Source organism: Herbaspirillum sp. NPDC101397, from assembly GCF_044767325.1.
Taxonomy (GTDB): Bacteria; Pseudomonadota; Gammaproteobacteria; order Burkholderiales; family Burkholderiaceae_D; genus Herbaspirillum.
On record NZ_JBIWNS010000003.1, the window covers coordinates 430,210 to 452,509 of the forward strand.

Sequence of the window (22,300 nt, forward strand, 5' to 3'; positions counted from 1 at the left end):
TGTCCGCGTTCTTGAATGCACCCAGGGGATCGTCTTCGTCAGAGTGCGGCGGATTCCCCCGGTGATGGATTGCTGATTTTCGCGTCAGCGGATTACTTCTCTTCTTCCAATTCAAGCAAGCGCGCATTGAGCCTGCCCAGCAGCAGCGTCAGCTGCGCAATCTCTTCCCTGCTCAAGGCCTCGAACAACTGATCGCCAAACTGCTTGCGCACCGGCTCGGAGGCGCGCAGCACTTTTTTGCCCGACGCTGTCAAAGAAATGAATTTGGCGCGGCGGTCGCTCTCGTCTGTTGTTCGCTCGACAAGTCCCTCGCGTTCCAGGCCGTCCACGGCTTCCGTAATCGTGCGCGGCGCGAAGCCGAACGCTTCGGCAAGATCGGTCGAGCGCACTTTCCCCTCGCGTTTGATCAGGCTCATGATCTTGATGCGTGCAATGGTCGCACCCTGGCCGGCGAGGCGCTTGTCAAGCGCGCGGTGCGAGCGCAGGTAAAAGTCGCGCAGGGCTTCCGCGGCTTCGGTGTAGTCGTTTGTAAAGGTGGTGGACATATTTTTTGTTAATGCCATATTATATGGTACCTCACTAATTTTTTCGGCAAGCCGATTTGCAAGCATTGACCGACTGACGCCGGCTTTGCTTTATGAAACCAGTTCAGGATAAAACAAACATGACCGACGCGGTAGATAATCGCCCCGATGCGACGCAGAACCCTCCGGATGCAAATCCGAAAGAGGCAAATCCCAAGAGTGACAAGCCCAAGAAAAAAATGAGCCTGCGCGCCAGGCTGATCCTGCGCTCGCTGCTGGTGGTTGTGCTGATCGTCATCGTCGCCTGGTTCATCTACTACGAACTGCGCGGAAAATATCTGGAGAGCACCAATGACGCCTTCGTCTATGCCGACAGCGTGACCGTCGCGCCCAAGGTTTCCGGCTATGTCGAGCAGGTCTTCGTCATCGACAACCAGGACGTCAAGGCCGGCCAGCCGCTGGTGCGCATCGACGCGCGCGACTACGCCGCGCAGTCCTCGCAGTCGAAGGCGCAGATCGATGCCGCCACCGCCAGCGAAGACGCCGCCAAGGCGCAGCTTCAGGAGCAGAAGGCCGCCATCAGCCAGGCCCAGGCGCAACTGAGTTCGGCGGAGGAAGATGCGCGCTTTGCCGTGTCCGAAGTGGAGCGCTACACGCCGCTGGCCGCCAGCGGCGCCGAAACGCGTGAACGGCTGACCACCTTGCGCAACCAGGCGGCGCAGGCGAAGTCCACCGTGGCCTCGCGTCGCGCGGCGCTGGAAGCGGCGCAGTTGCGCGTGCATTCGATTGAGGCGCAGGTACGCCAGGCGCAAGCCCAAGGCGAGACGGCGCGGGCGCAGTTTGACGCCGCCAACGTCAATCTCGGCTCCACCCAGGTCACCGCCAGCGTGGCGGGCCGCGTCGGTGACAAGCAGGTGCGCGTCGGTCAATTCGTGTCGGCCGGGACACGCTTGATGACGGTGGTGCCGACCGACTTCTACGTGGTCGCCAACTTCAAGGAAACCCAGATCGGCAGCATGCGCAACGGCCAGCCCGTGGCGATCAAGATGGATGCCTTGCCGGGCACAAAATTCAAGGGCCACGTGGAAAGCATCTCCCCCGGCACCGGCGCACAATTCTCGCTGCTGCCGCCGCAGAACGCGACCGGCAACTTCACCAAGATCGTCCAGCGCGTGCCGGTGCGCATCGCTGTTGACGCCTCGGCGGAAGACCGCAAGGTCTTCGTCGCAGGCCTCTCGGTCACGGCCGAAGTCGATACCGCCGCGACGGAGCGCACGCATTGAGCTCAGCCTCCAGCCAGAAAGCCGATGCCAGTGCCTGGCTGGCAGTTGCCGCCGGCACGCTCGGCGCGCTGATGGCGACGCTGGACATCTCCATCGTCAATTCATCGCTGCCCACCATTCAGGGTGAGATCGGCGCCAGCGGCACCGAAGGCACCTGGATCGCCACCGCTTATCTGGTGGCGGAAATCATCATCATCCCGCTGTCTTCATGGCTGGAAAAACTGCTCGGCCTGCGCACGTTGTTGCTGGCGGCGGCGAGCCTGTTCACACTGTTCTCGGTGCTGTGCGGTTTGTCGACCACGCTGCCGATGATGATCGTCGGCCGCATCGGCCAGGGCTTCACCGGCGGCGCGCTGATCCCGACCGCCATGACCATCATTGCCACACGCCTGCCGCGCGAACAGCAGCCGGTCGGCAACGCGCTGTTCGGCGCCACCGCGATCCTCGGTCCGGTGCTCGGTCCGGTGCTGGGAGGCTGGCTGACCGAGAACGTCAGCTGGCACTATTCCTTTTTCATCAACGTGCCCGTCGGCATCGCGCTGGTCACCTTGCTGCTGGTGGCGGTGCCGTATGCGCGGCCGAAGTTCGAGCAACTGGCCGAGGCCGACTGGTTCGGCATTGCCGGCATGGCGCTCGGCCTCGGCGGCCTGACCGTGGTGTTGGAGGAGGGCGAGCGCGAGCAATGGTTCTCTTCGCCGGACATCCGCTGGCTGGCGGCGGTTTCGCTGCTCGGATTCATCCTGCTCGCCATCGGCCAGTGGCGCGCGAAGCATCCGGTGATCCAGTTGCGGCTGCTGCGCGATCGACAGTTCGGTTCGGTGGCGCTGATGGCGATGGCGGTCGGGGTAGCGCTGTACGGCACGGCGTATGTGATCCCGCAATTCCTCGCCGGCATCGCCGGCTACAACTCGCTGCAGTCGGGGGTGATCGTACTGCTGTCCGGTGTGCCGATGATTCTGATGATGCCGTTCACGCCTTTTCTCATGCGTACCGTCGACATCCGGCTGGCGGTCGGGTTCGGACTGCTGCTGCTGGCGGCCAGCGCCTTCCTTGAAACTGACCTCAGCCCCCTGTCCTATGGTGGTTCGTTCGTCGCCTCGCAACTGATGCGCGGCGTCGGTACGGTGCTGGCGATGCTGTTCCTGAACCAGGCGGCGATCCGTTCGCTGCCGGCGTCGCAGGCCGGCGACGCGGCGGGTATCTACAGTGCCGCGCGCAATCTGGGCGGCTCGCTGGCGCTGGCCGGCATTGCCGTGATCCAGGATCAGCGCTTGTGGCTGCACAGTCGCCGCCTGGAAGAAAGCATTTCCGCCAATTCAGAGCTGGTGCAGTCGAGCATGGCGGCGCAAGCGCATCTGCTGGGCGGGCAAGACACCGCCATACGCCTGCTCGGCTCCAGCATCCAGATGCAGGCGCTGACGATGACCTATGCGGACCTGTTCTGGCTGCTGGGCGTGGCGATCCTGTGCATTACGCCGCTGGTGCTGTTCCTGCGGCCTCTGCCGACCAACGCCGCACCGGTTGCGGCTCACTGAAAAAAATCATGCGAACACTTCCTCTCTTCCGACTTGTTTCACTGGCGTGCGTCGCCGCACTGGCCGGATGCGCGCTCGGCCCGGATTATTCCGGTCCGCCCGATGCCGCTCCCGTGGCGGCGCAATCGGGCCACTTCGTACGCGGCCAGGATACCGCCAGCGCGGACGCACCCGTCAACCGCTGGTGGGAGGCGCTCGGCGATCCGGTGCTCAATGACCTCGTGCAGCGCGCACTCGACGCCAATCCCAATCTCGGCATCGCCCGCGCGCGACTGCAGCAGTCACGCGCCGCGCTCAACCTGGAACAGGCCAATTCACTCCCTAGCGTCGGCGCCTCTGCGCTGGCCGGACATGCGCGCCTGCCGCCGATCAATCTGGGCGGTTCATCGGGTTCTTCAGGATCATCGAGCTCATCCGGCTCATCCGGCTCATCCACCAGCCTGAACCTGTACAGCCTCGGTTTCGACGCCACCTGGGAAATCGACTTGTTCGGCGGACACCGGCGCGCGGTGCAGTCCGCCACCGCCACCGCCGAGGCCGCGGAGGCGTCGTTGGCCGACGTCCAGGTCAGCCTCGAAGCAGAAGTCGCGAATGCTTACATCAACCTGCGCGATCGTCAGCGCCGTATCCAGCTGGCCGACGAATCGATCCGCGCACAGGAGCAGATGGCGACGCTGACGCGCCAGCGGCTGGACCGTGGCACGGCCTCCAATCTCGACCTGATTCGTGTGCAGAACCAGCTCGACGGCACGCGCAGCGACCAGGTACCGCTGCAGGCCGATCTCGAGTCTTATCTGAATCAACTGGCGACGCTGGTGGGGCAGGAGCCCGGCACGCTTGATGACATGCTCGCGGCAAAAGCGGCTGGCGAGATGCCGCTGCCGCCGGCGCAAGTCGCGGTGGGCGATCCGCAGACCCTGTTGCGGCGGCGTCCCGACATCCGCGCCGCTGAGCGCACGCTGGCTGCCGACACCGCCAAAATCGGCCAGGCCGAAGCGGCGCGCTATCCCAGCCTGAAACTCTTCGGCGTCATCGGTCTGGGCGGCACGCATCCATCCGACCTGACCAAGCTGGACGATTTCACGGCAGTGGCGGCGCCGATGCTGAGCTGGAATTTCCTCGACTTCGGGCGCGCCAAGGCGCGTGTCACGCAAGCGGAACGCGTACGCGACGAGGCCGAGATGAAGTACCGGCAATCGGTGCTCGAAGCCTTACGCGATGCCGAGGATTCACTGTCGCGTTTCCGTTACGGCCGCGTGACCGTTGCCACGGTAGCGCGCACCAAGGCCTCGGCCGACCGTGCGCTGGACCTTGCGCAGCAACGCTACCGGGCCGGCACCGGCACCCTGATTGAAGTGCTGGACACTACCCGCCAGCAAATCGCCGCACAACAGAACCTGTCGCAGGCCGAGGCGGCGCTGACGCGGAGTTTCGTCGGCATTCAGAAGGCGTTGGGTTTGGGATGGAGTAGTTGACGGATAGTCAATCTTTCATCGAGAGGTGTGTAACAACTGTAAGGGATTGTTTAAGGGCATCGAGGGATCGAAACTATTCGGCGAGAATGCGGCTCGAACTGCCGTCCACATTCCACTTGCTGCGAAAGTAGCCACCGACGCAGCGACCTTATTTTTACAGGGACTCTCATCATGAAAACAATCCAAAAAATCACAGTCATTTCCATCACGGTCTGCGCGCTGGCGGCGATGAGCGGTTGCAGCAACATGTCGCGACGCGACAAGAACACGGCCGTGGGCGCCGGCATCGGCGCGGTGGCCGGCGCGGTCCTGACCGGCGGCAGCGGCATTGGCACCGCCGGCGGCGCTGCAGTCGGCGGCGTGATCGGACATCAGGTCGGCAGATAAGGGTATTTTGCTTCCCTGAAGATCAATAAAAAAGAGGACCGCGGGGTCCTCTTTTTTTTTGCCTCAAACCGGTTGTACCGGCGTCGCCGCAGTTTTCCCCACTACTGTGGTCCACGGTCGCACCTGCCATTGCGTCACCACGCCGTTGAGGACATAGGGATCCTTGTTGGCGAAATTCTCGGCGACTTCCGGCGAAGCGCCGGTGAACAGCAGCAAGGCTTCGTCTTCAGGATCGGCCAGCGCCCCGCCGAGGATCAGTTCGCCGCGAGCGCTGGCTTCCCAGGCGTACTTGAGATGCTCGCTGCGGAACGGCTGCTTGGCGGTGTTGCTGTCTTTGACGAAGCGATAAAACAGGGCGTAGTGCATGGCGGCCTCTTTTGGATGATGATGGTGGATGATGCAAATTGTACGCTGACATTCTGCGGGCTTCCGGCGCGCCGCAAATAGAGCGTCCACGCGAACTTCCAAGCCGACTTCAAAGCGTGCTTCAGCACCCCTTTCCCGGCTGTGTTCCTCGGTTGCAGTTTCAATAGGCGTCGGGTAACATCATTCGTCCGCCATGCCGGACGAATCAGGAAAATAACCGGCAGCAGGACCAAATTCGTACGCGCATTTGCACAACATCGCATTGTTGGTTTGCGGCAATAAAAACAATCGTCCGCAAGCCGCGCAAAAGAATACTTAATCAGTACACGGTGCACATGAAGGGGGCCGTATTTCAGTCATTCTTACCGCCGGGGGAACGGTGATCCGCCGACGCTTCGCCGGCATCGTCTGTGCATGCAGCATGTTGTTCATGACCTGCGTCGCGGGCGCTGCCCAGGCAGCCGGTCCCGATTGCTCCCGCCCATATACCCTCGCTCTGCACGACCACGGCCTGTTGTATTCCGCCGATACCGACACCGGCATCGATAAGGACTTCGCCGATGAACTGATTCGCCGCAGCGGCTGCAAGGTCGGCGTCAGCCTGATGTCGCGTGCGCGCATCTGGCAGCTGATCGAATCGGGCGCGCTCGACTTCAGCCTGTCAGGCATTGCCAGTCCCGAGCGGCGCCGCTTCGCTTCCTTCGCCTGGTACTTCAGCAACAAGTATTACTTGCTGGTGCGCAAGGATGCGGGCATGCGCCAACTGATCGAATTCGAACGCAGCGGGACCTTCCGGCTCGGCGTGATCCGCAGTTTCCGCTACAGCGCCTCGGCCAACCGCCTGGTCGACAAGCTGGCAAGCGCCAATCGCGTGACCCAGGCCGGCGGCCTCGATCCGCTATACCAGGCACTGATGGCAAATCGCATCCAGGGAATGATCATGGAGCCGTTCGACTATCCGGTGGTGGAAGAAAAGCACATCCGCGACGTCACCGCGATCATCGAATTCAATGACCCCTCGATCCCGCACGGGCTGATCATGTCGAACAAGGCCTTGCCGCCGAGCGAGCGCGACAAGTGGCGCTCGCTGGTGGAGGAGATGCGCGCCGACGGCACTGTCCGCCGCATCTTTGAAAAATATTTCCCACCCTCGCTGGCGGCATCAATGGTCGACTTCAAGGCCGAGCCGTGAACTGGATACGGCAAATCCTGTTGCCGTTGACCATCCTGGTCGCCGGCCTGTGCGTGACTTGGGTCGCCTGGGATCACGAGCGCGACGCCTCGAGGAAAGAGCTGCGCGCGCAATTCGATTTCTCCCTGCGCGAAGCGGTCAGCCGCGTCGAGCAGCGCGTCTCGAGCTATGAACAGATGCTGCACGGCGTGCAGGGTTTGTTCACCGCCAACGGCAAATTTGACCGCACGGCGCTGCATGAGTATGTCGCGTCGCTCAATCTCGACGCCAATTTTTCCGGCATCCAGGCCATCGGCGCGGAAGAGTGGATCAGTAGCGCCGACAAGACCGCGCACATCGCGCGCATGCACGAGCTCGGTTTCACCGATTACGCCATCCGGCCCGCCGGCGAGCGTCCCGACTACGCACCGATCATCATGCGCGAGCCGTACGTCGGTCGCAATCGCGTCACCTTCGGCTTCGATCCCTGGGCCGAACCCAATCGCCGGCGCGCCATGGAAAAAGCGCGCGACTCCGGCATGGCGGCGATCTCCGGCAAGGTCAAGCTGGACCTCGACGCCGACGGCCAGGGCCAGCCCAGCTTTCTGATGTACCTGCCAATCTATGCGCGCGGCATGCCTCAATCGACCATCGCCGAGCGCCGCGCCAGCCTGATCGGCTGGGTGCATGCCTCGTTCCGTATGAGCGATGTGGTCGCCAGCCTGTACGGCGAACAGCCGATGGGCGTGGCGTTCGCGATCTACGACGGCGTCGAACCGTCGACCGACGCCTTGCTGTATCACTCGGCAGTCGGACTCGACCAGAAGAAACCAACCCTGATCAGCGCCACCGAATACCTGGTGGTGGCCGGCCACAACTGGACGCTGTCGATGAACACGCTTGACGACTTCACCACGCGCTTCGGCCGCAACGCCGAAGTGCAGACCGCGCTGACCGGCGTCGGCCTGAGCGTGCTGCTGGCGTTGCTGGCCTGGCTGCTGATGTCGAGCCGGCGCCGCGCGATCCGCCTGGCCAACAAGATGACCAGTGAATTGCGCACCAGCGAAGAACAATTCCGCGCCATCGCCGACTGCACCGTCAACTGGGAAGTCTGGTGGGGCCTGGACGGCAAGCCGCGCTGGATCAATCCTTCGGTATTCCATTACACCGGCTACACCGTCGAGGAATGCATGGCGATGCCGAACTTCAAAGCGCAGTTCATTTACCTGGAAGACCTGCCGCGCGTGGTGCCCGAGCTCGACAAGGGCTTGCTGGGCGAACGCGGTGACGACCTTGAGTTCCGCTGCGTGCGCAAGGACGGCTCGCTGTTCTGGCTGTCGGTGTCATGGCTGCCCATCACGGACGCCAATGGCGTGTTCACGGGTTTTCGCACCAGCGGCCGCGACATTACCGAGCGCAAGCAGGCCGAGGCCGAACTGCGCATCGCCGCAGTGGCCTTCGATTCGCTCGAAGGCATGATGGTCACCGACGCCGACAGCAGGATCCTGCGCGTGAACCAGGCCTTTACCAAGATCACCGGTTACGATGCCGACGAAGTCATCGGCAAGACGCCGCGCCTGCTGCGCTCGGACCGACACAGCCCGGCCTTCCATCGCGCCATCTGGGAAAGCGTGCGTCACTCCGGCGGCTGGCAGGGCGAAATCTGGAATCGCCGCAAGAACGGCCAGGTCTATCCCGAATGGCTGACCATCTCGGCGGTGAAGGGCGATGATGGCGTGGTCACGCATTACGTCGGCACCCATCACGACATCACCGAACGCAAGATCGCCGAAGAGCGCATCAAGGAGCTGGCCTTCTTCGACGCGCTCACGCGCCTGCCGAACCGCACGCTGCTGCTCGACCGCCTCAAGCAGGCGATTGCAGCCAGCACGCGCAACAAGACCAGCAGCGCCTTGCTGTTCATCGATCTCGATCACTTCAAGACACTCAACGACACGCTTGGCCACGACAAGGGCGACCTGCTGCTCAAGCAGGTGGCGCAGCGGCTGGCGCTGAGCGTACGCGCCAACGATACGGTGGCGCGCGTGGGCGGTGACGAATTCGTGGTGGTGCTGGAAAGTCTGCACCGCAATCCGCAGGAAGCGGCCAGCCAGACCAAGGCCATCGGCGAAAAAATCCTCAGCGTGCTCGATTCGCCGTATCAATTGGGCGAGATCGAATACCGCACCACCGCCAGCGTCGGCGCGACCGTGTTCCGTGGCCGCCAGGCTTCGATTGACGAGTTGCTCAAGCAAGCCGATCTGGCGATGTACAAGTCCAAGGAAACCGGCCGCAATTCCATGAGTTTCTTCGATCCTGCCATGCAGACCGTGGTGCTGGAGCGCGCTGCGCTGGAAGCCGGCCTGCGCAAGGCCATCGATGGCGGCCAGCTGGTGCTGCACTATCAGGCGCAAGTGGTCGAAGGCGGCCGCGTGACCGGCGCCGAAGTGCTGGTGCGTTGGCAGCATCCGCAACGCGGCACCGTGCCGCCGTCGGAATTCATCCCGCTGGCCGAAGAGACCGGCCTGATCCTCTCGCTCGGCAACTGGGTCATGGAAACCGCCTGCACGCAACTGGCGCGCTGGGCTTTGCGCGCCGAGACCTCGCACCTGAGCATCGCCGTCAACGTCAGCGTGCAGCAATTCCGCGAAGCCGATTTCGTCCAGACCGTCTGCAGCATCATCGAACGCACCGGCGCCAATCCCAAGCGTCTCAAGCTCGAGCTCACAGAAAGCCTGCTGGTCGACAACGTCGAGGACATCATCCAGAAGATGTATGCGCTCAAGGCTAAGGGCGTCGAATTTTCGCTGGACGACTTCGGCATCGGTTATTCGTCTTTGTCCTATCTCAAACGCCTGCCGCTGAATCAGCTTAAAATCGATCAGTCGTTTGTGCGCGATGTCCTGATCGACCCCAACGATGCCTCCATCGCCAAGACCATCGTCGCACTCGCGCAAAGTCTCGGCCTTGGCGTCATCGCCGAGGGTGTCGAGACCGACGCGCAACGCAATTTCCTGGCCGATGCAGGATGTCACGCCTATCAGGGCTACTTTTTCTGCCGGCCGCTGCCGCTGGACGGATTCGAGCAATTCGTCCAGGCCTTCGATCCGATTTTAGATATGGAGTAACCTCATGTCAGCTTCTTCCAACGCTGCTTCCAAGATTGCCGATTTCCCCATCAACGCTAAATGGCCCGCGCAGCATCCCGAGCGCATCCAGCTGTATTCGCTGCCGACGCCCAATGGCGTGAAGGCCTCGATCATGCTGGAAGAGACCGGCCTGGCCTATGAGCCTCACCTGGTCAGTTTCGACACCAACGACCAGATGTCGCCGGAATTCCTGTCGCTCAATCCGAATAACAAGATCCCGGCCATCATCGATCCCGACGGTCCGGGCGGTAAGCCGCTGGCGCTGTTCGAATCGGGTGCGATCCTGCTTTACCTGGCCGAGAAGACGGGCAAGTTCCTGCCGCAGGATCCGGCCGCGCGTTACGAAGCCATCCAATGGGTGATGTTCCAGATGGGCGGCATCGGTCCGATGTTCGGCCAGCTCGGCTTCTTCCACCGCTTCGCCGGCAAGGAATACGAAGACAAGCGTCCACGCGACCGTTACGTCGCCGAATCCCGTCGCCTGCTCGGCGTGCTCGACCAGCGCCTGGCGGACCGCGAATGGGTGATGGGCGACTACGGCATCGCCGATATTGCGATCTTTCCGTGGGTGCGCAACCTGATCGGTTTCTATGAAGCAGGCGAGCTGGTCGGCTTCCAGGATTTCAAGAACATCAAGCGCACACTCGACGCCTTCGTCGCCCGTCCTGCGGTGATCAAGGGACTGGCGATTCCTGCGCGCGGCTGATCGGCCGGAAGCAAGCCATGTCCTTTGACGGACGCCTGCTGGCCGGCGTCAGCGTGCTGGCGGCGGTGATCGAGCGCGGCACGTTTGCGCGCGCGGCCGAGGCGCTCAACATGTCGGACTCCGGTGTCAGCCGCGCCATCGCCCGATTGGAAGTGCGCGTGGGAGTGCGCCTGCTGGACCGCACCACGCGCTCGATGAACCTGACCGACGAAGGCCGGCGCTTTTACGAACAGGTCGCGCCGCTGCTGGCGGGCATCGAAGAAGCCGCCATCGACGCCTCCGGCTCGGCCAGCGCCGTACGCGGCCGGCTGCGCGTGGACCTCGATCCCTTCTTCTCGCGGCTGCTGCTGGCCGAACATCTCGGCGCCTTCCTCGAAAAATATCCCGACCTGACGCTGGAGCTGACCACGCGCGAACATCTCGGCGACCTGGTCGCCGACGGCATCGACGTCGCCATCCGTTTCGGCAAACCGCCGACCTCGACCACGGTGGCGCGCAAGCTGCTGGAGACGCGCATCCTCACGGTGGCGTCGCCGGCTTACCTGGCAAAGCACGGCAAACCGTCGCATCCGTCCGAGCTGATCAACCACCAGTGCATCCATTTTCGCGACCCGACCACCGGCCGGCCGTATGAATGGGTGTTCCACAAGGGACGCAAAGTAGTCGAGGTCAATCCGCCGGGCCGGCTCGTCCTCAACGATTCCGGCACCATGCTGCTGGCATGCAGCGCCGGCGCCGGCATCGCCCAGATCCTGGCGCTGGGCGCGCAGAATGTGCTGAAGCAGGGGCATTTGGTGGAAATCTTCCCGGACTGGCCCGACGAACGCTTTCCGCTCTATGCGCTGCATCCTTCGCGTCACCGGCCGCCGGCCAAAGTTCGCGCCTTCATCGATTTCGCACTGGAGGCAGTACGTTGATTCAGTTTGATGATGCCTAAAAGGCAACATTAAAAGGGTGGCGCAAGAACTGCTGTGCAGTCCCTGCGTACAGAGGGATTCAAGTATAATTTTTGCGCGATTTCTCCTATAAGAAAAAGAACATATGTCGCGTTGCCGGGCCGAACGTCCGGCAATCGTCTTGCCCTTTCCTTGCCCCACAAATTACGTAACGGAGCACAACGTGCCAGGTTTTCCCATGCCAGCTGATCAACGCATCGATGCAAAACCAACACGCGCCGGCGGCGCCATTTCCGGTCCGCCGCTGCCGCCGGGACCGCTGATCGGTTTCGCTGTCGCGATCTTTGCGGTGATCCTGATCTCTTTCTTCTCTTATCGCGCCCAGGAAGTGCGCGCCAGTACCGCCGAACTGGTGTCGCACACCATCGAAGTGCGGGAGCAGCTGCAGGCGCTGGTGTCCGTGCTCAAGGATGCCGAGACGGGCCAGCGCGGCTTCCTGCTGACCAATACCGAAACCTACCTGCTACCGTACACCAACGCCAAGGCGGCGTTGCCGGGACAGGTGAAACGCCTGCGCAGTCTGATCAGCGACAATCCTGAACAGGTCCAGCGGCTGGATGCCGCCGCAGCCATGGCGAAGGACAAGATGGACGAGCTGGCCGAAAGCATTGAGTTGCGCCGCTCGCTCGGTGCGGAAGCGGCACTGGCGGTGGTGCGCACCAACCGCGGCAAGGTGGCGATGGATCGTCTGCGCGCGATCACCGATGAGATGGAGCTGCATGAACGCAACCTGCTGGCCAGCCGCCAGGAAGAGTGGCGCGATGCGGTGGTGTTCGCCTCCGCAGTGACCTGGATCGGCTCGGGCGTACTGCTGGTGCTGATCGTTGCGGCTGCGGTGATGACGTCGCGCGATTACCGCGCGCGCGAGCGCCAGGTGTGGATCCGTGCCGGACAGATCGGACTGGCCGGCCGTCTGCAGGGCGAGCAGCGGCTCGACGTGCTGGGCGACAACGCGCTGGCTTTTCTGGCCGAATACCTGGGCGCGCAGGTGGGTGCGATTTACATCCACAACGACGCCGACGCGTTCCGCCGGTTCGGCTCCTACGCCATCGGCGAGCGCTCCGGCCATGCCTTGCTGCAACCGGGCGACGGCCTGCTCGGGCAGGCCGCCAAGATCAATCGCACGATGCACATACGCGACGTGCCGGATGGTTACCTGCCGGTGATTTCCAGCCTTGGCGCCAGCAAGCCGCGCGAGCTGCTGATTGCGCCGGCCAGCGTCGACGGCGTAGTGCAGGCGGTGATCGAACTCGGCTTCTTCCGTCCGCTGCACGCTGCCGAACTGGAGTTGCTGGAGCGCACCGCCGAGCTGATCGCCGTTTCCGTGCGCTCGTCCAAGGACCGCACGCGACTGGAAGAGCTGCTGGAAGAAACCCAGCGCCAGGCGGAAGAACTGCAAACGCAGGAAGAAGAGCTGCGCGTCAACAACGAGGAGCTGGAAGAACAGAGCCAGGCGCTCAAGGCTTCGCAGGCACGCCTGGAAACCCAGCAGAGCGAACTGGAAGAGACCAACGCCCAGCTGGAAGAGCAGGCGCAACAGCTGGAAGCGCAGAAGGACGACCTCTCCAAGGCGCAGACCGTGCTGGTGGAGAAGGCATCCGAACTGGAACGCTCCAACCAGTACAAGAGCGAGTTCCTCGCCAACATGAGCCACGAGCTGCGCACGCCGCTCAACTCGACGCTGATTCTGGCCAAGCTGCTGGCCGACAACAAGGCCGGCAACCTGACCGAAGAACAGGTGCGTTTTGCCCAGACCATTTCCTCGGCGGGCAACGATCTGCTGGCGCTGATCAACGACATCCTCGACCTGTCGAAGATGGAAGCGGGCAAGATCGAGATCATTTCCGAGCAGGTGCGGATGGAGAAGCTGACGGATGAATTGGCCGCAACTTTCCTGCCGACTGCGCAGCAGAAAGGCCTGTCGTTCCGCACCATTGTCGAAGCCGGCACGCCGGAACGCATCGTCACCGATGCGCAGCGTCTCGGCCAGATCCTCAAGAACCTGTTGTCCAACGCGGTGAAGTTCACCGACAAGGGCGAGGTCACGCTGACGATTTATCCGAATGCGGAGGGCCGCGTGGCGTTCTCGGTGCGCGACACCGGCATCGGCATCGCCGACGACCAGCAGCATTTCATCTTCGAGGCGTTCCGCCAGGCCGACGGCAGCACGCATCGAAAATATGGCGGCACCGGCCTCGGCCTGTCGATTTCGCGCGACCTGGCGCGCATCCTCGGCGGCGACATCCAGGTGCAGAGCCGTCTGGGCGAAGGCAGCATCTTCACGCTGACGCTGCCGTTGGCGTATTCGCCGGAGGCCTCCAACCTGACGTTGCCGACGCCGGGCGACGCCAACGTCGCGGCGATGCCCCCGGTCGGACATGGCGCCCATGCTTCGTCGGTGATCTCGGCCGCGCGCGCTTCGCTGGCCGCCACGGCGGCGCCCGATGTGCAGGCGCCGTCGCGTGCGGCGCAAGGCCTGCATCCGATCGCCATCGATGACGACCGCAACCGTCTCAAGCCGGCTTCGCGCCTGATCCTGGTGGTCGAGGACGACACCGCGTTCGCGCTGATCCTGCGCGACCTGGCGCATGAAATGGGCTTCCAGTGCATCATCACGCATTCCGCCAACGAAGGCGTGGCCGCGGCCGACCTGTATCACCCGAGCGCAATCCTGCTCGACATGAACCTGCCCGATTTCTCCGGCCTCGGCGTGCTCGACCAGATCAAGCGCAATCCGCGCACGCGCCATATCCCGGTGCATGTGGTGTCGGTCGCCGACTACATCCAGGAAGCCATGGAGCGCGGCGCCGTCGGCTACGCGCTGAAGCCGGTTCAGCGCGAACAGCTGATCGACGCTTTCCGCAAGCTCGAAGCCAAGTTCTCGCAAAGCCTGCATCACGTGCTGGTGGTCGAGGACGATGCGCGCCAGCGCGACAGCATCCGTCAGTTGCTGGGCAACGACGACGTCAACATCATCGGCGTCGAGACGGCCGCCCAGGCGCTCGAACAATTGCGCACCACCACCTTCGACTGCATGGTGATGGATCTCAACCTGCCGGACCTGAGCGGCTATGAGCTCTTGGAAAAGATGGCCGAACAGGAAGACGTCGCCTTCCCGCCGGTGATCGTCTACACCGGTCGTTCGCTGACCGGAGAGGAAGAGCAGGGCCTGCGCCGCTTCTCGCGTTCCATCATCATCAAGGATGCACGTTCGCCCGAGCGCCTGCTCGACGAGGTGACGCTGTTCCTGCATCAGGTCGAAACCACGCTGCCGCCGGAAAGCCAGCGCCTGCTCAAGGTGGCGCGCGATCGCGAATCGGTATTTCAGGGACGCCGCGTGCTGGTGGTGGAGGACGACGTGCGCAACATCTTCGCGCTGTCCAGCGTGCTCGAGCCGAAGGGCATGAAGGTCGAGATCGCGCGCAACGGCATCGAGGCGCTGGAAGCGCTCAAGCGCAGCCTGACGCCGGGCGCGCAGCATATCGACCTGGTGCTGATGGACATCATGATGCCCGAGATGGACGGCATGACCGCGATGCGCGAGATCCGTCGCCAGCCCGAATGGAAGAAGCTGCCGATCATCGCGCTGACCGCCAAGGCCATGAAGGACGACCAGGAAAAATGCCTGGCCGCCGGCGCCAACGACTACATCGCCAAGCCGCTCGACGTTGAGAAGCTGCTGTCGCTGGTGCGCGTGTGGATGCCGAAATGAAGCGCGTGAACCTTGTGAACGCCACGAAAATTGATTGCTGAGCACCGGATGCCGACACGCCACTTCGATATCGAGATGCAGCTGCTGCTGGACGCCATCTACCTCAAGTACCACTGCGATTTTCGCGGTTATGCAGGGGCTTCACTCAAGCGCCGGCTGGTGACGGCGATGAGCCGCTTCCGTTGCGAGACGCTGTCGCAGCTGCAGGACAAGGTGCTTAACGATCCGGAGGTGTTTCCTGCGCTGATGGAATACCTGACAGTGCAGGTCAGCGAGATGTTCCGCGATCCGAGCTATTTCCGTTCGCTGCGCGAAAAGGTGGTGCCGCTGCTACGTACCTATCCGTCGCTGAAGATCTGGGTCGCCGGTTGCAGCGCCGGCGAAGAAGTGTATTCGCTGGCGATCCTGCTGCGCGAGGAGGGTTTGCTGGAGCGCTCGCTGATCTATGCGACTGACATCAACCCGACCGCGCTGCAGAAGGCCGAGGCCGGCGTCTATGAACTCGACCGCATCGCCGGCTTCACCAGCAACCATCAGAAGTCCGGCGCCCGCACCTCGCTGTCGGATTACTACACGGCGGCATACGGCCGGGCGGTGTTCGACAAGTCGCTGCGCCAGTACATCGTGTTTTCCGACCATAGTCTGGCGACCGACAGCGTATTTGCGGAAATGCATCTGGTGTCGTGCCGCAACGTGCTGATCTACTTCAATCGTCAGTTGCAGGAGCGCGCGCTGGGGCTGTTCCGTGAATCGCTGTGCCGCAAGGGTTTCCTCGGCCTCGGATCGAAGGAGTCGCTGCGTTTTTCGGAGCATGCGGCGGCCTTCGATGACGTGGTCCGTGAGGACCGTATTTTTCAGAAGAAGAACGCGCTATGAGCACCATCGCTTCGCTTGCAGGCCGCGTCGACGCGGTCGTGATCGGCACCTCGGCGGGTGGTGTGGAAGCGCTGTCGCATCTGTTGCCGGCGTTGCAGCGCGGCGCACAGGCGGCGGTGTTCGTGGTGTTGCATTTGCCGCGTGAACGGCCTAGCCTGCTGGTCGACATCTTCGCGCCCAAGTGCAGGATGACGGTGCGCGAGGCATCCGACAAGGAGCCGGTCGAAGCCGGCACGATATACTTCGCGCCACCCGATTATCATTTGCTGGTCGACGAAGGTCCGCAGTTGGCGCTGTCGTCGGATGAACTGGTCAATTTTTCGCGGCCGGCGATTGACGTGCTGTTCGAGTCTGCAGCCGATGAATACGGCGAGCGCCTGCTCGGTATCGTGCTCACCGGCGGCAACCAGGACGGCGCCGCCGGCCTGCAGGCGATTCGCGCGGCCGGGGGCATGAGCATCGTGCAGCAACCGGAGACCGCGCAGGTGCCGTACATGCCGGAACTGGCGCTGGAGCGTGGAGCAGTGGATTACGTATTGACGCTGGAGCAGATTGCCGCGTTACTGGGAACCCTGTAAGGGAAAAAGAAAAAATGAACAATCAAAACAAGGAAACCATGCTGCCCCGCGTGAAGTTTCTCCTGGTCGACGATCTCGACGAAAACCTGCTGGCCTTGTCGGCGCTGCTCCAACGCGACGACGTCGAGCTGCTGCAGGCGCGCTCCGGTTTCGAAGCGCTGGAATACCTGCTGGTGCATGACGTCGCACTGGCCTTCATCGACGTGCAGATGCCGGACATGGACGGCTTCGAACTGGCCGAGCTGATCCGTGGCAGCGAGCGCACGCGCAACGTACCGCTGATCTTCGTCACCGCCGGTGCGCGCGATGAGCGTCGCATGTTCAAGGGCTATGAAAGCGGCGCGGTGGACTTCCTCTACAAACCGATCGAGCCGCATATCCTGCGCAACAAGGCCGAAGTGTTTTTCCAGCTGTATCGCCAGAAGCAGCAGCTGGCGCTGGAGTTGCGCGAACGCACCGAGACCCTGCGCCTCAATGAAATGTTCGTCGCCATCCTCGGCCACGACCTGCGCAATCCGCTTGGTGCGGTGCTGACCGCAGCGTCGCTGATCCAGCGCGCATACAAGGAAGAGGTCGCCCAGAAGGCCAGTGCGCAGATCATCAACAGCGGCAAGCGCATGGGGCGCCTGATCGACGGTATGCTCGACCTGGCGCGTGCGCGCCTGGCGGGCGGCATTCCGCTGACACGCCAACCGGTCAGCCTGGATGAGGTCATGCAGCGCGTGGTGCAGGAGCACCAGGCGGCGTTTCCCGAAAGCAGCATCGAGTTGCAGATCCAGGGTGATCCGGCCGGTCACTGGGATCCCGATCGCCTGGGCCAGGTGGCGGCAAATCTGCTGGGCAATGCCATCCGCCATGGCAAGCCTGGTGAAACGGTGCAGGTGGTGCTGGACGGCCGCGAGCCGGAGCAGGCGATGTTCTCCGTGGCCAACGCCGGCGGCATTCCGCCGGAGGTGCTGCCCAACATCTTTGATCCGTTCCGCAGCGGCGCACCGCGTGGCGGACAGAATGAAGGGCTGGGACTCGGTCTCTACATCGTGCAGCAGATCGTGCAGGCCCATCAGGGCGACATCGACGTGCAGTCCGGCGCGGGCGACAAGACCGTCTTCACGGTGACGATTCCGCGCCAACCTGGCTGACGGCGACAGCAAATGCGCCGGTCCGTGCAACGCGGCCGGCGCATCGCCATCTGTTCCACCATGTATCAAGTCAAATGCGGCCCGGCCGCTTTTTCCCCAGAGCGTGAATCCCTATAGTGCATTCCAAGGCAACGCGAGATCACCCCGATCCGCACGCCGACACCATGCTTATTTGCACTATTTGCGGTCCATCACTCTTGAAGGAAACATCATGTCTTATCAACCCAAAACCATCGTCATCACCGGCGCTTCCAGCGGCATCGGCTTCGCCCTGGCGCAAGCCTATCTGAAGCGCGGCGACTACGTCGTCGGCAATGCGCGCACCGAAGAGCGTCTGCAGGCTGCGGCCGCCCAGTTCGAGAACGCCGGCAACTTCTTCGGCGTGGCGGGCGACATCGCGCTGCCGGCGACCGCGGAGGAAATCTTTTCGGAAGCGCTGGACCGTTTCGGCAAGGTCGACGTGCTGATCAACAACGCCGGCATCTTCATCGCCAAGCCGACCATCGACTACACCGAACAGGACGTCGACAGCATCGTCAGCACCAACCTGAAGGGCTTCTTCTACATCACCCAGCAAGCGGTGCGCCACATGGTCGAGCATCGCAGCGGCCACATCATCAACATCACCGCCAGCATCGCCATGCAGCCGACTACCACCGTGCCGGCGCTGTTGCCCGTGCTGATCAAGGGCGGCCTCAACCAGGCCACGCGTGCACTCGCGCTGGAACTGGCGGCGCACAACGTCAAAGTCAACGCGGTCGCGCCCGGCATCATCGAGACGCCGTTGCATGCCCCGGGCAGCCATGATTTCCTGAAGGCCCTGCAGCCGACCGGTCAGATCGGCCAGGTGGACGACATCATCGGCGCGGTGCAATACCTGACCGATTCCAACTTCACCACCGGTGCGATTCTGCCGGTTGATGGCGGCGCCAGTTCCGGTCGCTGGTAAGGACGTTCACCCTAGCGCTGCAGTTTTTCCATCAGGAAATCGACGAAGGCGCGCACGCGTGAAGACATGTGGCGCGCATGCGGATACAGCATCACGAAGGGGCGGGTGACGCCGCCGTTTCCGGTCAGGACCTCGACCAGGGCGCCGGCGCGCAAGTCTTCCGCGACCACGAAGCGATAGGTCTGGAACAGTCCGGCCCCGGCGCGCGCCAGCGTGACGCCGCCGAGCACGTCTTCGGCGCAGCCGTAGTTGCCGCTGGTGGGCACGTCGATGTCGGCGCCGTCCTGGCGCAGCGTCCACGGCAGGCGGCGGCCGTTGCTCGGCAGATCGAACTGGATGCACTCGTGCGCATGCAGTTCGTCGATGGTGCGCGGCGTACCGGCCCGGTGCAGGTAGTCCGGGCTGGCGACGATGACGAGTTCGGCATCCTCCAGCGTGCGTGCGATCAGGTTCGAGTCATCCGGCGCCTTGCCGCGCACCGACAGGTCGTAGGCGTCATCGGCGAAATCGACGTTGCGGTTGCTGATGTGGGTTTCGACGGCGACGTCGGGATAGCGTGTACGGAATTCCGGCAGGATCGGCAACACGCGGTAATGCGCATACGGCGTCGGCAGGCTGATGCGCAGCGTGCCGGCCGGTTTGCCATGTAATCCGCTGACGCGGCGTTCGGCGTCGATCAACGTGGATAGCGCGTCGCGGCATTGCTCGAAATACAGCTGGCCTTCTTCTGTCAGGCGGATCTGGCGCGTGGTGCGTACGAACAAGCGCACGCCCAGGCGCTCTTCCAGGCGCGAGACCGAGCGGCTGACTGCCGCCGGCGTCACGCTGGCGGCCACGGCGGCGGCGCTGAAACTGCTCAGTTCCGCAGCCAGGCAGAACAACTCGATGCTGCCGATCTGGAGATCGTCGAAGGGGCGTCTGGTGCCGGTTTTCATGCGAGGGTCCTGTACGGAGATATTTTCTTGATGGAATAGTCCGGATGGTAAACCAATTGCCGTCCGGCCACCGGAGGCCGGCGGCATGAATATACCGGGCGTCGTATTATCGGCGTACTTGGAATTTGCACAATCAGAACAAACCAGACCAATGAGGAATCCATGGCCCTGAACCAAACGTCTTCACTTGATCGTTTTCCGCGCTACCGATTGCTCGACCAGGCCACGCCAGTGGAAAAGCTGGAGAATCTGCGCCGCCTGTTGCCGGAAACGGCGGCCGTCAACATCTTCGTCAAGCGCGACGACCTGATGTCGCTGGGCGGCGGCGGCAACAAGCTGCGCAAGCTGGAGTTCCTGATCGGCGCCGCACTGGCCGAAGGCGCCGACACGCTGGTCACCGTCGGCGGCCTGCAATCGAATCACGCGCGCCTGACTGCCGCTGCGGCGGCAAAAGCCGGCTTGCATTGCGAGATCGTGCTCGGTCGCCTGGTGCCGCGCACCAACGAAGAATATGCGCTGGGCGGCAACGTGCTGCTCAACGACATTTTTGGCGCACGTGTCGAGATCGCGCCTGATGGCGTGGCGCCGATCGTACGTGCGCGCGAACGCGTCGCCGAACTGATCGCAGCCGGCCGCAAGCCCTACCTGATCCCGACCGGCGGCTCGACTGCGGTGGGCAGCCTCGGTTATGTCGCTTGCGCGGAAGAGTTGCTGCAACAGGGCGACGCGCTGGGCGTGCAGTTCGACGGCATCGTGGTGCCCAATGGCAGTTCCGCAACCCACGCCGGCCTGGCCGCCGGGCTGGTGCACGCCGGCAAACCGGCGACGCTGGTGCAGGCCTACAGCACCCTGGCGGAAGCGGCAACTGCGCAGGCCACCACGCTGACGCTGGTGCGCGAGACGCTGGCGCTGCTGGGAGACGACAGCATTATTGCCGACACCGACATCCTGGTCGACGGCAGCCAGCGCGGTCCGGGTTACGGCATCGCCACCGACGCCATGCGGGAAGCCTTGCTGGCCGTGGCGCGCACCGAAGGCATCCTGGTCGACCCGGTGTATTCGGGCAAGGCTTTCGCCGGCATGCTGGCGGCGATCAGGGCAGGGCGTTACCAACCGGGCGCTAATATTTTGTTTGTAATGACTGGTGGCACGCCCGCGTTGTACGCGTATCGGGATGCGCTGCAGCCTGCATAAATTCAAAATATTTCTCACGGGAAAATTCGCGTCGGCATTGCGGGCATGATCTCAGGGGGCATGCTCGTTTTTCATTTCCAGCTGTCTCCACGCGCTATTTCCGCAAGGCATCCCCGACGCGTTTTCGCTATCTGCCGTACAATTCGTTGTGCGCTGCAAGATGCGCTGAACGCCAGCACCCACGCGCATTGACATGTCATTCGCCGTGACGCTGCAGCCTGAAATCATCAGAAATATCCCATGGAACAACTCGTCGTCTACATCATCCCGCTGTTCCTTGTGCTGATCTGTGCGGAGCTCGCCTACGGCTATTTCCGCGGGCGCAATACCTATCGCCTCAACGACGCCATCAGCAGCCTGAGCCAGGGCCTGATCGGCCAGTTGGTGGGATTGGTCACGCAATTGTTCCAGATCGGTTTTTACACCTTCGCCTATCGCTTCGTGGCAATCGCGCCGCATGCGCGCTTCTGGCATGGTGCGGCCGGCTGGATTGCGGCGATCCTGCTGTTCGATTTCTTCGACTACTGGCTGCATCGCATGGGCCATGAGAACGCCGTGATGTGGGCCGCGCACGCGGTGCATCACCAGAGCCAGGATTTCAACCTGTCGACGGCGCTGCGCCAGGAGAGCACGGTGATCCTCATCGGCTGGCTGTTCTACCTGCCGATGGCGGTGCTGGGCGTGCCGCCCGAGCAGTTCGCCATCGCCGGCCTGATCGTGCTGGTGTATCAGTTCTGGATTCATACCGAACACGTCGGCAAACTAGGCTGGTTCGACAAAATATTCTCCTCGCCGTCCAACCATCGCGTGCACCATGCAGTCAACGACCAGTACCTCGACAAGAATTACGGCGGCATGCTGGTGATCTGGGACCGGATGTTCGGCACCTTCGCGGAAGAGAAAGAAGCCTGCGTCTACGGCACGCGCACGCCGCTCAAGAGTTGGGATCCGTTGTGGGCAGTGACCAGCGGTTACTGGCAGCTGGCGCAAACCGCGGCGCGCCTGCCGCGCTGGCAGGACAAGCTCAAGCTGTGGTTCAAGCCGCCCGGCTGGCTGCCGGCCGGGGTGACGGCGGACGGGCCGGCGTTCGATCTGGAAGCGGCGCGCGAGCGCTATGATCCGAAGTTGTCGCGCGGCGCGGGTATGCTGGCGGTGCTTCAATTCAGCCTGTTGCTGGCGGCCAGTGCGGCATGCATGTGGGTGTCGGACGATCTTTCCTACGCGCGCCTGCTGGAACTGTGCTGCGCCTTGCTGGCGGCGTTCTGGGCGCTGGGCGCCTTCATGCAGCGTCGCATCGGCGTCGTTGCGATGACGGCGATTGATGTTGTTGCGGCGCTCCTTGCCGCTTGCATTCTGCTGTAGAAA

Annotated in this window: 18 protein-coding genes; 15 read left to right on the plus strand and 3 right to left on the minus strand. The window is 62.9% G+C overall.

Annotation, left to right across the window (positions count from 1 at the left end; all coding sequences use genetic code 11):
- Positions 1 to 92: 92 nt before the first annotated feature.
- Entirely contained in the window at positions 93 to 545 is a 453-nt protein-coding gene (locus ACIROW_RS09865) for a MarR family winged helix-turn-helix transcriptional regulator (protein WP_402274977.1), read from the minus strand.
- A gap of 119 nt (positions 546 to 664) precedes the next feature.
- On the opposite strand from ACIROW_RS09865, the gene ACIROW_RS09870 reads away from it, so the two are divergent.
- The 4 genes from ACIROW_RS09870 to ACIROW_RS09885 all read left to right on the plus strand — a co-directional run bounded on the left by ACIROW_RS09870 (position 665) and on the right by ACIROW_RS09885 (position 5,204).
- Positions 665 to 1,807 carry an HlyD family secretion protein gene (locus ACIROW_RS09870; RefSeq protein WP_402274697.1) on the plus strand — a complete coding sequence of 381 codons (1,143 nt, stop codon included), beginning with the start codon at positions 665 to 667 and terminating at the stop codon, positions 1,805 to 1,807.
- The gene (locus ACIROW_RS09875) at positions 1,804 to 3,342 is read left to right on the plus strand and encodes a DHA2 family efflux MFS transporter permease subunit (protein ID WP_402274699.1); all 1,539 of its coding nucleotides are present in this window, start codon (positions 1,804 to 1,806) and stop codon (positions 3,340 to 3,342) included. Before ACIROW_RS09870 ends, ACIROW_RS09875 begins: the two co-directional genes overlap by 4 nt.
- Positions 3,343 to 3,350: 8 nt before the next feature.
- Positions 3,351 to 4,817 carry an efflux transporter outer membrane subunit gene (locus tag ACIROW_RS09880; RefSeq protein WP_402274702.1) on the plus strand — a complete coding sequence of 489 codons (1,467 nt, stop codon included), beginning with the start codon at positions 3,351 to 3,353 and terminating at the stop codon, positions 4,815 to 4,817.
- Between the two features lie 171 nt (positions 4,818 to 4,988).
- A complete protein-coding gene (locus tag ACIROW_RS09885) occupies positions 4,989 to 5,204 on the plus strand; it encodes a glycine zipper 2TM domain-containing protein (RefSeq protein ID WP_116436751.1) in 216 nt (71 codons plus the stop codon).
- A 63-nt stretch (positions 5,205 to 5,267) separates the two neighbouring features.
- Here ACIROW_RS09885 and ACIROW_RS09890 read toward each other — a convergent pair whose 3' ends face one another.
- The gene (locus ACIROW_RS09890; protein WP_402274705.1) at positions 5,268 to 5,570 is read right to left on the minus strand and encodes a YciI-like protein; all 303 of its coding nucleotides are present in this window, start codon (positions 5,568 to 5,570) and stop codon (positions 5,268 to 5,270) included.
- A 421-nt stretch (positions 5,571 to 5,991) separates the two neighbouring features.
- Here ACIROW_RS09890 and ACIROW_RS09895 point away from each other — a divergent pair, with 421 nt between their 5' ends.
- The 9 genes from ACIROW_RS09895 (at position 5,992) to ACIROW_RS09935 (ending at position 18,806) form a co-directional block, all read left to right on the plus strand.
- A complete protein-coding gene (locus ACIROW_RS09895) occupies positions 5,992 to 6,762 on the plus strand; it encodes a substrate-binding periplasmic protein (RefSeq protein WP_402274707.1) in 771 nt (256 codons plus the stop codon).
- Positions 6,759 to 9,869, plus strand: coding sequence for an EAL domain-containing protein (locus tag ACIROW_RS09900; protein WP_402274709.1), 3,111 nt, complete (start codon positions 6,759 to 6,761; stop codon positions 9,867 to 9,869). The genes ACIROW_RS09895 and ACIROW_RS09900 overlap by 4 nt, the downstream gene beginning before the upstream one ends.
- Before the next feature lie 4 nt (positions 9,870 to 9,873).
- Positions 9,874 to 10,596, plus strand: a complete 723-nt coding sequence (locus tag ACIROW_RS09905; protein ID WP_402274711.1) for a glutathione S-transferase N-terminal domain-containing protein — start codon at positions 9,874 to 9,876, stop codon at positions 10,594 to 10,596.
- Between the two features lie 17 nt (positions 10,597 to 10,613).
- On the plus strand, positions 10,614 to 11,513 hold the full coding sequence (locus tag ACIROW_RS09910; RefSeq protein ID WP_402274713.1) for a LysR family transcriptional regulator: 900 nt from the start codon (positions 10,614 to 10,616) through the stop codon (positions 11,511 to 11,513).
- A gap of 217 nt (positions 11,514 to 11,730) precedes the next feature.
- Complete coding sequence (locus ACIROW_RS09915) at positions 11,731 to 15,264, plus strand: response regulator (RefSeq protein WP_402274716.1); 3,534 nt, start codon at positions 11,731 to 11,733, stop codon at positions 15,262 to 15,264.
- A gap of 48 nt (positions 15,265 to 15,312) precedes the next feature.
- Complete coding sequence (locus tag ACIROW_RS09920) at positions 15,313 to 16,140, plus strand: CheR family methyltransferase (protein ID WP_402274718.1); 828 nt, start codon at positions 15,313 to 15,315, stop codon at positions 16,138 to 16,140.
- On the plus strand, positions 16,137 to 16,718 hold the full coding sequence (locus tag ACIROW_RS09925; protein WP_402274721.1) for a chemotaxis protein CheB: 582 nt from the start codon (positions 16,137 to 16,139) through the stop codon (positions 16,716 to 16,718). Before ACIROW_RS09920 ends, ACIROW_RS09925 begins: the two co-directional genes overlap by 4 nt.
- Before the next feature lie 14 nt (positions 16,719 to 16,732).
- Positions 16,733 to 17,857 (plus strand): ATP-binding protein, encoded by a 1,125-nt coding sequence (locus ACIROW_RS09930; RefSeq protein ID WP_402274723.1) that lies wholly within the window; start codon positions 16,733 to 16,735, stop codon positions 17,855 to 17,857.
- Between the two features lie 211 nt (positions 17,858 to 18,068).
- Positions 18,069 to 18,806: an SDR family NAD(P)-dependent oxidoreductase gene (locus ACIROW_RS09935; RefSeq protein WP_402274726.1), complete on the plus strand. Its 738-nt coding sequence runs from the start codon at positions 18,069 to 18,071 to the stop codon at positions 18,804 to 18,806.
- A gap of 11 nt (positions 18,807 to 18,817) precedes the next feature.
- Here ACIROW_RS09935 and ACIROW_RS09940 read toward each other — a convergent pair whose 3' ends face one another.
- On the minus strand, positions 18,818 to 19,741 hold the full coding sequence (locus tag ACIROW_RS09940; protein WP_402274728.1) for a LysR substrate-binding domain-containing protein: 924 nt from the start codon (positions 19,739 to 19,741) through the stop codon (positions 18,818 to 18,820).
- Positions 19,742 to 19,903: 162 nt separating this feature from the next.
- Here ACIROW_RS09940 and ACIROW_RS09945 point away from each other — a divergent pair, with 162 nt between their 5' ends.
- Positions 19,904 to 20,935, plus strand: a complete 1,032-nt coding sequence (locus ACIROW_RS09945; protein WP_402274731.1) for a D-cysteine desulfhydrase family protein — start codon at positions 19,904 to 19,906, stop codon at positions 20,933 to 20,935.
- A gap of 240 nt (positions 20,936 to 21,175) precedes the next feature.
- Positions 21,176 to 22,297, plus strand: coding sequence for a sterol desaturase family protein (locus ACIROW_RS09950; RefSeq protein ID WP_402274733.1), 1,122 nt, complete (start codon positions 21,176 to 21,178; stop codon positions 22,295 to 22,297).
- The last annotated feature ends 3 nt before the right edge of the window (positions 22,298 to 22,300 follow it).

What these genes read in the sequence shown, in the direction of transcription:
- ACIROW_RS09885 (WP_116436751.1), top strand. Translation starts at nt 4,989, where the DNA reads ATGAAAACAATCCAAAAAATCACAGTCATTTCCATCACGGTCTGCGCG.
- ACIROW_RS09870 (WP_402274697.1), top strand. Translation starts at nt 665, where the DNA reads ATGACCGACGCGGTAGATAATCGCCCCGATGCGACGCAGAACCCTCCG.
- ACIROW_RS09925 (WP_402274721.1), top strand. Translation starts at nt 16,137, where the DNA reads ATGAGCACCATCGCTTCGCTTGCAGGCCGCGTCGACGCGGTCGTGATC.
- ACIROW_RS09910 (WP_402274713.1), top strand. Translation starts at nt 10,614, where the DNA reads ATGTCCTTTGACGGACGCCTGCTGGCCGGCGTCAGCGTGCTGGCGGCG.
- ACIROW_RS09880 (WP_402274702.1), top strand. Translation starts at nt 3,351, where the DNA reads ATGCGAACACTTCCTCTCTTCCGACTTGTTTCACTGGCGTGCGTCGCC.
- ACIROW_RS09920 (WP_402274718.1), top strand. Translation starts at nt 15,313, where the DNA reads ATGCCGACACGCCACTTCGATATCGAGATGCAGCTGCTGCTGGACGCC.
- ACIROW_RS09895 (WP_402274707.1), top strand. Translation starts at nt 5,992, where the DNA reads ATGTTGTTCATGACCTGCGTCGCGGGCGCTGCCCAGGCAGCCGGTCCC.
- ACIROW_RS09865 (WP_402274977.1), bottom strand. Translation starts at nt 545, where the DNA reads ATGTCCACCACCTTTACAAACGACTACACCGAAGCCGCGGAAGCCCTG.
- ACIROW_RS09940 (WP_402274728.1), bottom strand. Translation starts at nt 19,741, where the DNA reads ATGAAAACCGGCACCAGACGCCCCTTCGACGATCTCCAGATCGGCAGC.
- ACIROW_RS09890 (WP_402274705.1), bottom strand. Translation starts at nt 5,570, where the DNA reads ATGCACTACGCCCTGTTTTATCGCTTCGTCAAAGACAGCAACACCGCC.
- ACIROW_RS09930 (WP_402274723.1), top strand. Translation starts at nt 16,733, where the DNA reads ATGAACAATCAAAACAAGGAAACCATGCTGCCCCGCGTGAAGTTTCTC.
- ACIROW_RS09950 (WP_402274733.1), top strand. Translation starts at nt 21,176, where the DNA reads ATGGAACAACTCGTCGTCTACATCATCCCGCTGTTCCTTGTGCTGATC.
- ACIROW_RS09905 (WP_402274711.1), top strand. Translation starts at nt 9,874, where the DNA reads ATGTCAGCTTCTTCCAACGCTGCTTCCAAGATTGCCGATTTCCCCATC.
- ACIROW_RS09935 (WP_402274726.1), top strand. Translation starts at nt 18,069, where the DNA reads ATGTCTTATCAACCCAAAACCATCGTCATCACCGGCGCTTCCAGCGGC.
- ACIROW_RS09915 (WP_402274716.1), top strand. Translation starts at nt 11,731, where the DNA reads ATGCCAGCTGATCAACGCATCGATGCAAAACCAACACGCGCCGGCGGC.
- ACIROW_RS09945 (WP_402274731.1), top strand. Translation starts at nt 19,904, where the DNA reads ATGGCCCTGAACCAAACGTCTTCACTTGATCGTTTTCCGCGCTACCGA.